Source organism: Streptococcus mitis (assembly GCF_047462815.1).
In the GTDB taxonomy this organism is placed as follows: Bacteria; Bacillota; Bacilli; order Lactobacillales; family Streptococcaceae; genus Streptococcus; species Streptococcus mitis_DO.
On record NZ_JASHFB010000002.1, the window covers coordinates 110,551 to 123,925 of the forward strand.

11 protein-coding genes are annotated in these 13,375 nt (G+C 43.1%); 9 read left to right on the plus strand and 2 right to left on the minus strand.

The genetic code is table 11. The features are described from left to right. The 4 genes from QM865_RS01555 (at position 1) to QM865_RS01570 (ending at position 4,956) form a co-directional block, all read left to right on the plus strand. Positions 1-849 carry a DegV family protein gene (locus QM865_RS01555; RefSeq protein ID WP_000762182.1) on the plus strand — a complete coding sequence of 283 codons (849 nt, stop codon included), beginning with the start codon at positions 1-3 and terminating at the stop codon, positions 847-849. Positions 850-1,124: 275 nt separating this feature from the next. Beyond that, the gene (dapB, locus tag QM865_RS01560) at positions 1,125-1,892 is read left to right on the plus strand and encodes a 4-hydroxy-tetrahydrodipicolinate reductase (RefSeq protein ID WP_000027865.1); all 768 of its coding nucleotides are present in this window, start codon (positions 1,125-1,127) and stop codon (positions 1,890-1,892) included. Then, positions 1,889-3,088, plus strand: a complete 1,200-nt coding sequence (locus QM865_RS01565) for a CCA tRNA nucleotidyltransferase (RefSeq protein ID WP_414305855.1) — start codon at positions 1,889-1,891, stop codon at positions 3,086-3,088. Before dapB ends, QM865_RS01565 begins: the two co-directional genes overlap by 4 nt. After that, the gene (locus QM865_RS01570; RefSeq protein ID WP_261064369.1) at positions 3,085-4,956 is read left to right on the plus strand and encodes an ABC-F family ATP-binding cassette domain-containing protein; all 1,872 of its coding nucleotides are present in this window, start codon (positions 3,085-3,087) and stop codon (positions 4,954-4,956) included. The genes QM865_RS01565 and QM865_RS01570 overlap by 4 nt, the downstream gene beginning before the upstream one ends. A 37-nt stretch (positions 4,957-4,993) precedes the next feature. Here the strand turns inward: QM865_RS01570 and mntE are convergent, their stop codons facing one another. Further along, positions 4,994-6,178, minus strand: a complete 1,185-nt coding sequence (gene mntE, locus QM865_RS01575) for a CDF family manganese efflux transporter MntE (protein WP_414305856.1) — start codon at positions 6,176-6,178, stop codon at positions 4,994-4,996. Between the two features lie 307 nt (positions 6,179-6,485). On the opposite strand from mntE, the gene QM865_RS01580 reads away from it, so the two are divergent. The 5 genes from QM865_RS01580 to yaaA all read left to right on the plus strand — a co-directional run bounded on the left by QM865_RS01580 (position 6,486) and on the right by yaaA (position 12,570). Next, positions 6,486-9,182 (plus strand): cation-translocating P-type ATPase, encoded by a 2,697-nt coding sequence (locus QM865_RS01580; RefSeq protein WP_414305857.1) that lies wholly within the window; start codon positions 6,486-6,488, stop codon positions 9,180-9,182. Positions 9,183-9,296: 114 nt separating this feature from the next. Then, positions 9,297-9,707, plus strand: a complete 411-nt coding sequence (locus tag QM865_RS01585; RefSeq protein WP_261035557.1) for a peptide deformylase — start codon at positions 9,297-9,299, stop codon at positions 9,705-9,707. A gap of 11 nt (positions 9,708-9,718) precedes the next feature. Then, positions 9,719-11,314: a hypothetical protein gene (locus QM865_RS01590; protein WP_414305858.1), complete on the plus strand. Its 1,596-nt coding sequence runs from the start codon at positions 9,719-9,721 to the stop codon at positions 11,312-11,314. A gap of 178 nt (positions 11,315-11,492) precedes the next feature. After that, entirely contained in the window at positions 11,493-11,657 is a 165-nt protein-coding gene (locus tag QM865_RS01595) for a YczI family protein (protein ID WP_060805891.1), read from the plus strand. Positions 11,658-11,841: 184 nt separating this feature from the next. Then, complete coding sequence (gene yaaA / locus QM865_RS01600) at positions 11,842-12,570, plus strand: peroxide stress protein YaaA (RefSeq protein WP_060805847.1); 729 nt, start codon at positions 11,842-11,844, stop codon at positions 12,568-12,570. A 240-nt stretch (positions 12,571-12,810) separates the two neighbouring features. Here the strand turns inward: yaaA and QM865_RS01605 are convergent, their stop codons facing one another. Beyond that, positions 12,811-13,359 carry an NADPH-dependent FMN reductase gene (locus tag QM865_RS01605; RefSeq protein WP_414305859.1) on the minus strand — a complete coding sequence of 183 codons (549 nt, stop codon included), beginning with the start codon at positions 13,357-13,359 and terminating at the stop codon, positions 12,811-12,813. Between the last annotated feature and the right edge of the window lie 16 nt (positions 13,360-13,375).

Below are 13,375 nucleotides of genomic sequence, written 5' to 3' on the forward strand. Positions count from 1 at the left end.
ATGAAACTAGCTGTTATCACAGATTCTTCTGCTTATCTCAGTGCAGAGACCGTGCAAAGAGAAGATTTATTTGTCTTGGACATTCCTGTCAATATTGATGGCGAGGAGTATGTCGAAGGTATCAATCTGTCTGCTGAGGAATTTTACCAAAAAATGGCTCAGGCTTCTGAATTGCCTAAGACTAGTCAACCAAGCATTGCCAAGTTAGATGAGATTCTAACTTCGCTCAAAGAACAAGGCTATACCCATGCCTTGGGACTTTTCCTATCTTCTGGAATTTCAGGTTTTTACCAAAATATCCAGTATATGGTTGATGACTATGAAGGCTTAACCATTGCTTTTCCAGACACTTTGATTACAAGTGCTCCTCTGGGTATCATGGTTGAAAGCGTCTTTAACTGGCGTGATCAGGGAGATGATTTTGCCAGCATTCAGGATAAGCTAGCTATTCAAATCAGCCGTACGTCAGCCTTTATCATGGTTGATGATTTGGACCATTTGGTGAAGGGGGGACGCCTTTCAAATGGGGCTGCCATTTTGGGCAATTTGCTTAGCATTAAGCCAATCCTTTATTTTAACGACCAAGGTGTGATTGAAGTTTACGAAAAAGTTCGTACGGAAAAGAAAGCAACCAAGCGCTTAATTGAAATCATCAAGGATGCCACAACTTCAGGCCAATACCGAGTCATTGTTATTCATGGTAATGCTCTTGAAAAGGCTGAGGAATTGCGTCAGCACTTGCTTGATTCTGGAGTGGGTTCAGATGTTTCACTTGCTACATTTGGTAGTGTCATTGGAACCCACCTAGGAGCAGGAAGCATTGCTCTGGGTTATATTCCAGTGATTTAGTTGGAGCTTCTAGGCTAGTTAAGAAATCTTATATTATAGCAATTGAACACGCCTGGAACCCTGTGTGAAAAAGCTAGTTCTTTCAAGGAGTAGACAATCCTTGATCAGAACTCCTATTTTCACTTTGTGTTCTTACAGGCTTTGTATCTTGGAAATTGAACATGGACTATCTGCCTCTTGAAAAAGATGCCTGTCTTGCCTATCATGGAAAGTCAGCGCCATTCCCTATTTTTCATGGGCAGCTAAGGTTCTTTGTATATTAGACAGGAGTAGAGATGAGTATTCGAGTAATTATTGCTGGTTTTAAGGGAAAGATGGGGCAAGCTGCTTGTCAGATGGTCTTGGCTGATCCAGACTTGGACTTGGTAGCAGTTCTGGATCCTTTTGAGTCTGAGCCAGAATGGCAAGGAATTCCTGTTTTCAAGGATAAGGCTGATTTGGTCGGTTTTGAAGCGGATGTCTGGGTAGATTTTACAACTCCAGCTGTTGCCTATGAAAATACACGCTTTGCTCTTGAAAATGGCTTTGCTCCAGTAGTTGGAACAACAGGTTTCACGAGTGAAGAAATTACAGAGCTAAAAGAATTTTCTCGTGCCCAAGATTTGGGTGGCTTGATTGCTCCTAACTTTGCCTTGGGTGCTGTCTTGCTTATGCAATTTGCAACGCAAGCTGCCAAATATTTCCCACATGTGGAGATTATCGAGCTCCATCATGACAAGAAAAAGGATGCTCCGAGTGGAACAGCCATTAAAACAGCTGAGCTGATGGCAGAGGTTCGAGAGTCTATCCAGCAAGGTGCAGCAGATGAGGAAGAGTTGATTGCTGGTGCTCGTGGTGCTGACTTTGATGGCATGCGGATTCACTCAGTTCGTCTACCAGGTTTGGTAGCTCATCAGGAAGTCATCTTTGGTAATCAAGGAGAAGGATTGACCCTCCGTCATGACTCCTATGATCGTAGCTCCTTCATGACAGGGGTGAATTTGGGAATTAAAGAAGTTGTCAAGCGTCATGAGCTTGTTTATGGATTAGAACACTTATTATGAGATTAACGCAAATGCCTTCTGAATTTCAGAAGGCTTTACCAGTATTAGAAAAAATTAAAGAAGCAGGATTTGAAGCCTATTTTGTTGGGGGCTCTGTTCGAGATGCCCTCCTCAATCGTCCCATCCACGATGTGGATATTGCGACGTCTTCTTATCCAGAAGAGACCAAGCAGATTTTTCCGCGAACAGCCGATATCGGAATCGAGCATGGAACCGTCTTGGTCTTAGATGGGGATGAGGAGTATGAGGTAACCACCTTTCGGACAGAGGATGTCTATGTGGACTATCGCAGACCCAGTGCGGTTTCCTTTGTGCGCTCGCTAGAAGAAGACCTCAAACGCCGTGATTTCACAGTCAACGCCTTTGCCTTGGACGAGACAGGGGAAATCATTGACTTGTTCCATGGGCTAGAAGATTTGGAAAAGCAAGTCTTACGAGCAGTTGGAGTGGCAAGTGAGCGTTTTAACGAAGATGCTTTGCGGATTATGCGTGGTTTCCGTTTTCAGGCCAGTCTTGGCTTTGAACTTGAGTCAGAAACCTTTAAAGCAATGAAGACCTTGACGCCACTTTTGGAGAAAATTTCTGTGGAGCGTACCTTCGTTGAGTTTGATAAACTCTTGCTGGCTCCGTTTTGGAGAAGGGGTTTGGCTTCCATGATTGAGAGTCAAGCTTATGATTATCTCCCTGATATGGCATCTAGCCAGGACAAGCTCAACGGACTGTTTGATTTGGAGGCTAATTTCACCTTTGAATCTTCTGAACAAGCTTGGGCGGCTTTACTGTCGGCTTTGGATATTGAAAATGCGCAGCCATTTTTGAAGGCTTGGAAGACCTCACGCCAGTTTGCCAAGCAGGTTCGGGATTTGCTGACTATTTTGGCCTTGCGTGAAAAGGGAGAATTGAGCAAGCGAGATTGTTACCGCTTTGACTTGGATTTACTTTTACAGGCTGAAAATCTTCGTCAGGCCCAAGGAAAAGAAGTTAATCCACAAGCCATCACAGAAACCTATCAGAGTTTGACCATTCATGACAAGAAAGAGATCCAAATCAACGGTGGTATTTTGATCAAGGAATATGGCTATCAGCCGGGCCCAGACTTGGGAGAGATTTTAACAGAGATTGAATATGCCATTGTCGATGGAGAATTGGAAAATGACCGTCAAGCCATCCATGCTTATCTGAGGGAGAAAAAATGAGTGATTTTATTGTTGAAAAACTAAGTAAATCCGTCGGTGACAAGACCGTTTTTAAGGATATTTCCTTTATCATCCATGACCTAGACAGAATTGGTTTGATTGGTGTCAATGGAACAGGGAAGACCACCCTTTTAGATGTTCTTTCTGGTGTTTCTGGCTTTGATGGGGATGTCAGTCCTTTTTCAGCTAAGAATGATTACCAGATTGGTTACTTGACTCAGGATCCTGATTTTGATGATAGCAAGACGGTCTTGGATACGGTTCTATCTAGCGACCTCAAGGAAATCCAGCTCATTCGTGAGTACGAATTGATCATGCTCAACTATAGTGAGGACAAGCAGGCACGTTTGGAACGAGTCATGGCTGAGATGGATTCTCTTCAAGCTTGGGAAATTGAGAGTCAGGTTAAGACTGTTCTCAGTAAGCTGGGTATTCAGGACTTATCCACTCCTGTTGGGGAATTGTCAGGTGGTCTGAGAAGACGGGTCCAGTTGGCGCAAGTCTTACTTGGCAACCACGACCTCTTGCTTCTGGATGAGCCTACCAACCATCTGGACATTGCGACTATTGAGTGGCTGACCCTCTTTTTGAAAAATTCTAAGAAGACCGTCCTTTTTATTACCCATGACCGTTATTTCCTAGACGCTTTGTCAACTCGCATTTTCGAATTGGATCGCGCAGGCTTGACCGAATATCAGGGAAATTACCAGGACTATGTTCGCCTAAAGGCGGAACAGGATGAGCGCGACTCGGCTCTTCTCCACAAAAAAGAACAACTCTACAAACAAGAATTGGCCTGGATGCGCAGACAACCGCAGGCGCGTGCGACCAAGCAGCAGGCTCGTATCAATCGTTTCCACGACCTGAAAAAGGAAGTTTCAGGAAATACTGCTGAGACAGACTTGACCATGAACTTTGAAACCAGTCGGATTGGGAAGAAAGTCATCGAGTTTCAGGATGTTTCCTTTGCCTATGAAAATAAGCCCATTTTACAAGACTTTAATCTCTTGGTGCAGGCCAAAGATCGTATTGGAATTGTTGGGGATAACGGTGTTGGAAAATCAACCCTGCTCAATCTGATTGCAGGCAGTCTTGAGCCGACAGCAGGTCAAGTTGTGATAGGGGAAACTGTTCGTATCGCCTATTTCTCTCAGAAAATTGAGGGATTGGATGAGAGCAAGCGAGTTATCAATTACCTGCAGGAAGTGGCAGAAGAGGTCAAGATCAGCGGTGGTTCTAGTACTTCGATTGCAGAGTTGCTGGAGCAGTTTCTTTTCCCACGTTCGACGCATGGAACCTTGATTGAGAAATTGTCAGGTGGAGAGAAAAAGCGTCTTTATCTCCTCAAACTGCTCTTGGAAAAACCAAATGTTCTTCTTTTAGACGAACCGACAAATGACCTAGATATTGCAACCTTGACAGTTTTGGAGAATTTCTTGCAAGGCTTTGCTGGTCCAGTTTTGACTGTTAGTCACGACCGCTATTTCTTGGATAAGGTGGCGACCAAGATTCTGGCTTTTGAGGATGGCAAGATTCGTCCTTTCTTTGGTCATTACACCGACTATCTTGATGAGAAAACCTTTGAAACAGAGATGGCCAATCAAGTGCAAAAAGCCGAAAAGGAAAAAGTCGTCAAGGTTCGAGAAGATAAGAAACGCATGACCTACCAAGAAAAGCAGGAGTGGGCAAGCATTGAAGGCGATATTGAATCCTTGGAAAACCGTATCGCTGCTATTGAAGAGGAGATGCAGGCCAACGGCTCTGACTTTGGCAAACTGGCTACTCTTCAGAAAGAGCTAGATGAGAAAAACGAAGCACTCCTTGAAAAATATGAACGCTATGAATATCTAAGTGAATTTGATAGCTAGAAGAATAGAAAAATCCCGTCTCATGGACAGGATTTCTCTATTCTTTTTTGGTTTCCTGGTGGAAGATATTTTGCCAAGTTTCGTGGCGACGCCAGATACTGGTATGGATGATACCATCTAACTCATAGGAGATGAGTTTGGTCTTTTGACTGATGGAAGTGATTTGAATATCCTTGATAGCAGAATTCAAGTCTTTTTCGGCTTTATAGGCCTCTTTATCCATCTGTTCTCCATTTTGGCGAATATAAACAAAATCGTCAGCCAAGAGTTCTTCCAGTTGATTTCCTTGGTCAATCAATTGTTCGCGCATAAGTAATTTTTTATAGACATTGTCTAAAATTTCATCTTCAGGGATAGGTGCTGGCTCGATATGGACATCGGTATCAAAGACGCCAAAACGTTCCTCCAGCATAGACTCGACCTGATCCGCAATCTCGTGGCTCTCATAAACCGATAAGTCAGGATTCATCTCCAGCGTAATATCAAGGTAAATGTTGCTACCGTAGGTACGACCTCTTTGGGACTTAACCTTGCTGATTTTGGGAATTTCCATGATGGCCTTTTGATAATCCTCAAGCAGACGGTCATCAAAACCATCTGAAAGACTAAAGGAAGACTCGATAAAGATATCATAGGCAGTTTTCAAGATAAAGAAAGTGATGATAATGGCAACCAGTTTATCCACAATGGGATAATTGAAACTGCTAGCCAGGATGGCAATGGTAGTACCAAGTGAGGTGACAGCATCAGAAAGATTGTCCTTGGCGGCAGCCTTCAGTGCCTTGGAGTTGGATTTCTTACTGAGGCGAGTATTGTAGAGATAAACTAGAAACATAATCGTTGCAGAAATGATTCCCAGAGTTGCACCCAGAGGGTCAATGACTGTTTCTTCACGACTGAGAATCTTTTGAATGGTATCTCTTAGTACATCGAAACCAACATAGAACATGATGATGGAAGTGAGCAAGCTAGCCAAATCTTCAATCTTCCAGTGGCCAAAACGGTGGTCTCGGTCAGCAGGTTGGCGCGCCATTCGAATCCCAATCAAGAGGGCCACATTTCCAATGATATCCGATACGTTGTTAAAACCATCTGCCACCAAACTGGATGAATGGAGGAGGTGCCCAGTTGCTAATTTCGCTGCAGACAAGATCAAATAGGTCGAAATACTGATAATGGCCCCACGCTCAGCTAACTTGAGATTTGAGATAGATTGCTTCATTCAACTTCCTTTCTAGTCATATAGCATTCTACCATTATACTGGTTTTCAAGGGAAAATTCAAATAAGTCATTTTTTACTCTTTGAAAACTTTTCAAAATTTGGTATAATAGTACTACTCAAGGGAGTAGCTGGCAGAAACCTGTGATAGTGTCGTCATTCCGAATTTTATACTGAAAAGTATGCTTTCCGGCACTATCTTAAACAGCGAGACTTGTTATGATTAATAGGTCTCTTTTTGTTTGTCGTGAAAAGATGCGATGAGGGAAAAGAGAGTCTGTTTTGCACACAATGTCAAGGAGGAGACACATGTCAAAAGAACAAAAACGCCAAGCGTTTTACACTCAGAGTCCTGAAGAGGTCTTGAAGGCTGTGGATGCGACCGAGCAAGGTTTGTCATCAAGTGAGGCGGAAAAGCGCCTTGCAGAATTTGGCCACAATGAACTCGAAGAAGGCGAGAAACGATCAATTCTGGTCAAATTCATCGAGCAATTTAAGGATTTGATGATTATCATCCTAGTTGCGGCAGCAATCTTGTCAGTCGTGACTTCTGGTGGGGAAGATATCGCAGATGCCATTATCATCTTAGCCGTGGTAATCATCAATGCTGCCTTTGGTGTTTACCAAGAAGGAAAAGCCGAAGAAGCGATCGAAGCTCTCAAATCCATGTCTAGTCCAGCTGCCCGCGTTCTTCGTGATGGGCATATGGCGGAGATTGACTCTAAAGAATTGGTTCCAGGAGATATTGTTTCCCTTGAAGCAGGTGATGTAGTACCTGCAGACCTACGTTTGATTGAAGCAAACTCTCTTAAAATTGAAGAAGCAGCTCTTACAGGTGAGTCTGTGCCAGTCGAAAAAGACTTGACAGTTGAACTTGCTGCAGATGCTGGTATTGGTGACCGTGTCAATATGGCCTTCCAAAACTCAAATGTGACTTATGGTCGTGGTCTTGGTGTTGTTGTCAATACAGGTATGTATACTGAAGTCGGTCATATCGCTGGCATGCTCCAAGATGCGGATGAGACGGATACACCACTTAAACAAAACTTGAATAACCTTTCTAAGGTCTTGACCTATGCTATCTTGGTCATTGCCCTTGTTACTTTTGTAGTGGGTGTCTTCATTCAAGGGAAAAATCCACTTGGTGAGTTGATGACCTCTGTTGCGCTTGCCGTTGCAGCCATCCCAGAAGGACTTCCTGCTATCGTGACCATCGTTCTTGCCCTTGGTACTCAAGTTTTGGCCAAACGAAACTCTATCGTTCGTAAGTTGCCAGCTGTAGAAACGCTTGGTTCGACAGAAATTATCGCTTCTGATAAGACTGGTACGCTGACTATGAACAAGATGACAGTTGAAAAAGTCTTCTACGATGCAGTCCTACATGATTCAGCTGATGACATTGAACTGGGTCTTGAAATGCCGCTTCTTCGTTCAGTTGTCTTGGCCAATGATACGAAAATCGATGTGGAAGGAAACTTGATTGGTGATCCAACTGAAACAGCCTTTATCCAATATGCCTTGGACAAGGGCTATGATGTCAAAGGATTTTTAGAGAAATATCCACGTGTGGCTGAGTTGCCATTTGACTCTGACCGTAAGCTTATGTCAACGGTTCACCCATTGCCAGATGGTAAATTCCTTGTAGCAGTCAAGGGTGCGCCAGACCAACTTTTGAAACGTTGTGTTCTTCGTGATAAGGCTGGGGATATTGCTCCGATTGACGAGAAGGTTACAAACCTCATTCATACAAACAACTCTGAAATGGCTCACCAAGCCTTGCGGGTCCTTGCAGGTGCGTATAAGATTATCGATAGCATTCCAGAAAATCTCACTTCTGAAAAACTTGAAAATGATTTAATCTTTACTGGTTTGATCGGGATGATTGACCCTGAACGTCCGGAAGCTGCTGAGGCTGTTCGTGTGGCTAAGGAAGCTGGAATCCGTCCAATCATGATTACGGGTGACCATCAAGACACTGCAGAAGCTATTGCTAAACGTTTGGGAATCATTGATGCAAATGATACAGAAGGCCACGTTTTAACCGGTGCTGAACTCAATGAACTGTCAGATGAAGACTTTGAAAAAGCAGTTGGCCAATACTCTGTTTATGCCCGTGTGTCTCCAGAACACAAGGTTCGTATCGTCAAGGCTTGGCAAAAACAAGGTAAAGTCGTTGCCATGACAGGTGACGGTGTCAATGATGCGCCAGCTCTGAAAACAGCCGATATCGGTATCGGTATGGGAATCACTGGTACAGAGGTTTCTAAGGGGGCTTCTGACATGATTCTTGCAGATGATAACTTTGCGACTATCATCGTTGCAGTGGAAGAAGGACGTAAGGTCTTCTCAAACATTCAAAAGACTATTCAGTACTTGCTTTCTGCCAATACTGCTGAAGTATTAACCATCTTCCTATCAACCTTGTTTGGTTGGGATGTCTTGCAGCCAGTTCATCTTTTGTGGATCAACTTGGTAACCGATACTTTCCCAGCTATCGCTCTTGGTGTTGAACCTGCTGAGCCTGGTGTCATGAACCATAAACCACGTGGACGCAAGGCAAGCTTCTTCTCAGGTGGTGTTTTGAGTTCTATCATCTATCAAGGTGTACTCCAAGCAGCTATTGTTATGAGTGTTTATGGTCTTGCCCTTCTTTACCCAGTTCACGTGGGTGACAATCATGCCATTCACGCAGATGCCCTTACTATGGCCTTTGCAACCCTTGGTTTGATTCAGCTCTTCCATGCTTACAATGTGAAATCTGTCTATCAATCCATCTTGACAGTTGGTCCATTCAAATCTAAGACATTTAACTGGTCCATCTTGGTATCTTTCATCCTTCTCATGGCAACAATTGTCGTAGAACCGCTTGAAGGAATCTTCCACGTAACCAAACTAGACTTGTCACAATGGGGAATCGTTATGGGCGGAAGCTTCTCAATGATTATTATCGTCGAACTTGTTAAGTTTGTTCAACGTAAACTCGGTTTTGACAAGAATGCGATTTAAAAAAAGTCATCTTCGGATGGCTTTTTGTTATAGTTGAGGGAAAGGGCTTGCAGTTATCGGCTTTTGTGCTATAATTGCTATAATATAGTAAAAAAACAAGAGGAGTGTGAGGAAGTGGAAAAGAAAATTGTGAAGGATATTTTGTTTTTATCTCAGGTATCTCAGCCAGCAAGTCAGGATGATCTGTATCTTGCCAGAGATTTGCAGGATACACTCTTAGCAAATCGTGAAACCTGTGTCGGTCTAGCTGCCAATATGATTGGGGTGCAAAAGCGCGTGATTATTTTTAATCTTGGCTTGGTTCCTATGGTCATGTTTAATCCTGTTCTCAAGTCTTTTTCAGGACCTTATGAGACAGAGGAAGGTTGTTTGTCCTTGGTAGGTGTGAGACCAACTAAGCGTTATGAAACTATAAGGGTTGCCTATCGTGACAGCAAGTGGCAGGAACAGACCATTACCTTGACAGGCTTCCCAGCCCAGATTTGCCAGCATGAACTGGATCACTTGGAAGGACGAATCATTTAGGAGGAAAGCAAATGAAACGGATTATCTTTGAACTTATTTTTATCGCAACGACCTGGTATATCTTTTTACCGCCCCTTAACCTGACTAGCTGGGAATTTCTCTTTTTCCTCTGTGGGCATTTGCTGCTTGTAGCAATCTTATTTGGCTTTGGTAAGGGAATCAATCTGGTCAAAACGGTTCATGTGCGCCACGGCAAGGCGGAAGCTGCCTTAAATCTAGAGGGTTTCAAAATCAATCGGTTAGGGAAAATCCTTTTAGCTTCTATTGGAGGAATTCTTCTCTTGGCAGCCTTGGTTTCCTTGGTAACTTCTAGCATTTTTCAGGCTAAAAATTATGCCAATGTAGTCACGGTGACGGAAAAAGACTTTTCTGAATTTCCTAAGACTGACACCAGTAAGGTTCCTATCTTAGATAGAAGTACTGCTGAAAAAATAGGTGACCGCTACTTGGGTTCCCTAACAGATAAGGTGTCGCAGTACGTAGCGGCAGATACCTATACCCAATTGACAATTGATGGGAAGCCTTATCGGGTTACGCCACTAGAATACGCAGATCCTATCAAGTGGTTTAATAATCAAGCCAAGGGAATCGGCGAGTATATCAAGGTGGACATGGTAACCGGGAATGCGGACTTGGTGGACTTGAAGACACCAATCAAGTATTCGGACTCGGAGTATTTTAACCGCGATGTCAAGCGTCACCTGCGCTTGAAGTACCCAACTAAAATCTTCAGGACTCCATCTTTTGAGGTGGACGATGAGGGCAATCCTTTCTATGTGGCTACAGTTTACCAAAAGCAATTTGGGCTTGCGGTTCCTCGTCCTGTTTCAGTCATTATCTTGGATGCCACAAATGGAGAAACCAAGGAATACAGCTTGTCAGATGTTCCAGAATGGGTGGACAGGGTCTATCCAGCTGAGGAAACTATCCAGCAAATCAACTACAACGGCAAGTACAAGGACGGTTTCTGGAATGCCATGATTTCCAAGAAAAACGTGACCCAGACTACCAAGGGCTATAATTACTTGTCTATTGGTAATGATATTTACCTCTACACAGGTGTGACATCGGCCAATGCAGATGAAAGTAATCTTGGTTTCATTCTTGAAAATATGCGAACAGGAGAAATCACTAAGTACAACTTGGCTTCTGCGACCGAAGAATCAGCCCGTGAATCAGCCGAAGGTGCTGTTCAGGAGAAATCCTACAAGGCAACCTTCCCAATCCTCATCAACCTCAATGACAAGCCTCTCTACATCATGGGCTTGAAGGACAATGCTGGTTTGGTCAAAGAGTATGCTTTGGTAGACGCAGTCGAGTACCAGAATGTCATCGTAGCTACGACAGTGGAAGAACTGCTCAGCAAGTACGCCAATAAAAACGACCTTGAAATTGACAATGCAACAACAGAAAGCATTAAGGGGGTGGTGGCAGACCTCAAATCAGCTGTTATCAAGGGCGACACCGTCTACTTCTTTAAAGTTGATGGCAAGATATACAAGGTTAAGGCCTCAGTATCAGATGACCTTCCTTACCTTGAAAATGGTAAAACCTTCGAAGGTCAAGTAGGAAAAGACAACTATCTCAAGAACTTTAAAGTACAGTAATACTCTTCGAAAATCTCTTCAAACCACGTCAACTTTATCTGCGACCTCAAAGCTGTGCTTTGAGCAACCTGCGGCTAGTTTCCTAGTTTGCTCTTTGATTTTCATTGAGTATAAAAAAGCTTTATTTAAGAAGTATATGTTATAATAAGGTAAATTAAGACTAATGGAGGACAAACAAATGGGTTTTTATGTGATGGTTGCTTCAATGCTACTCGGACTGCTCGCTTTGAGGATAGGTTTTTCTCAGTTCAAGGAGAAAAAAGATAAATTCTTATCTATCTTAACAAGCTTAGCTGGCATAGCCCTTGTTCTCGTGGCTGTCTGGTTAGGATGGCCCAAATAAATAGAGAAGCCTCGGTTAAACCGAGGTTTTTCATACTCTTCGAAAATCAAATTCAAACCACGTCAGCTTCACCTTGCCGTACTCAAGTACAGCCTGCGGCTAGCTTCCTAGTTTGCTCTTTGATTTTCATTGAGTATCAGATGAATTTCTTGGTTGTGGCTAAAAAATATGCTACACTATCAATATGAAAATTTTAATCCCAACAGCAAAAGAAATGAACACAGATTTGCCAAGTATTGAAGCCGCTCCTTTAAAACCAGAAAGTCAGGCCGTGCTGGATGCCTTGGCCCTCTATTCTGCTAGTCAATTGGAGAGTTTTTACAAGGTATCAGCTGAGAAGGCGGCGGAAGAATTTCAACATATTCAAGCTTTAAAAAACAAAACTGCTCAACACTATCCAGCCTTGAAACTTTTTGATGGGCTTATGTACCGTCATATCAAGCGAGACAAACTGACCGAGGCAGAACAAGCCTATCTTGAAAATCATGTCTTCATTACCTCGGCTTTGTACGGTGTTGTTCCAGCCTTGTCGCCTATGTCCCCTCACCGTTTGGACTTTTTGATGAAGTTAAAAGTCGCTGGTAAGACTTTGAAGAGCCATTGGAAGGCAGTCTATGATGGAGCTCTGATGCAGGAAGAAGTGATTTTCTCTCTCTTGTCATCCGAGTTTGAGACTGTATTTTCTAAGGAAATTAGAGAAAAGATGGTGACCTTCAAATTCATGGAGGATAGAGGTGGGCAGCTGAAGATTCATTCAACCATTTCTAAGAAAGCGCGTGGTGCCTTCCTAACAGTCCTGATAGAAAATCAAGTGCAGACGGTGGAGGAAGCTCGTCGCTTAAGCTTTGCAGGATTTAACTACCGAGAAGATTTGTCACAGCCACAGGAATTGGTTTTTGTTAAGGAAGTATAGAAAATAGATATTTTGTATTGGACAATATGTATCATCAGCTATTTTATACTCTTCGAAAATCAAATTCAAACCACGTCAGCTTCGCCTTGTCGTACTCAAGTACAGCCTACGGCTAGCTTCCTAGTTTGCTCTTTGATTTTCATTGAGTATTAGTTTATAAATGAGAAAAAAGCGAACAAGCTAGTCTTCTGAGTGTCAGAAAAGTAGTCGTGTTCGCTTTTATTATGTTAGTTACTTTAGTTACTTGATAGCATTGACCAAGTCTTGAGCTTGTTTTTCAAGTGAATTTAGGACTGTTTCTTCTAGAACCAATTTTCCGTCTGCCCAGGCAGAGTCGTTAACACGTGCAGCAGTGAAATCACCAATGACTTGTGTACGGATAAATGGCAAGAGGTCTTTGTAAATAGCGAAGAGTTGATCGTGACCTGCATTGGCTACAGATGATACGGTAACAAACTTGTCTTGAAGGGCAGAAGCGCCACGTGTATCAGACAAGTCAAGGGCACGAGATAGCCAGTCAAGTAAGTTTTTCACTGTTCCAGGGATAGAGAAGTTGTAGACTGGAGAGAAGATCCAGATAGCATCCGCAGCGAGAACTGCTTCACGAGCAGTAGCTACAGCTGGATGTGTTGGAACTTCCAAATCTTGGCTGAAGAGAGGAAGGGCTGAATAATCAAGGTAGCTAACTTCCGCTTTACCAGCAAGTGCTTTCTCAGCTTCGAGGGCCATTTGGTGGTTGAAAGAACCTTGACGTAGTGATCCGACGATAAATAATACTTTTTTAGACATGATGTGTCTCCTTTTT

Coding starts and splice junctions, on each gene's coding strand:
- yaaA (WP_060805847.1), top strand. CDS start 11,842: ATGAAAATTTTAATCCCAACAGCAAAAGAAATGAACACAGATTTGCCA.
- QM865_RS01570 (WP_261064369.1), top strand. CDS start 3,085: ATGAGTGATTTTATTGTTGAAAAACTAAGTAAATCCGTCGGTGACAAG.
- QM865_RS01595 (WP_060805891.1), top strand. CDS start 11,493: ATGGGTTTTTATGTGATGGTTGCTTCAATGCTACTCGGACTGCTCGCT.
- mntE (WP_414305856.1), bottom strand. CDS start 6,178: ATGAAGCAATCTATCTCAAATCTCAAGTTAGCTGAGCGTGGGGCCATT.
- QM865_RS01580 (WP_414305857.1), top strand. CDS start 6,486: ATGTCAAAAGAACAAAAACGCCAAGCGTTTTACACTCAGAGTCCTGAA.
- QM865_RS01590 (WP_414305858.1), top strand. CDS start 9,719: ATGAAACGGATTATCTTTGAACTTATTTTTATCGCAACGACCTGGTAT.
- dapB (WP_000027865.1), top strand. CDS start 1,125: ATGAGTATTCGAGTAATTATTGCTGGTTTTAAGGGAAAGATGGGGCAA.
- QM865_RS01605 (WP_414305859.1), bottom strand. CDS start 13,359: ATGTCTAAAAAAGTATTATTTATCGTCGGATCACTACGTCAAGGTTCT.
- QM865_RS01555 (WP_000762182.1), top strand. CDS start 1: ATGAAACTAGCTGTTATCACAGATTCTTCTGCTTATCTCAGTGCAGAG.
- QM865_RS01565 (WP_414305855.1), top strand. CDS start 1,889: ATGAGATTAACGCAAATGCCTTCTGAATTTCAGAAGGCTTTACCAGTA.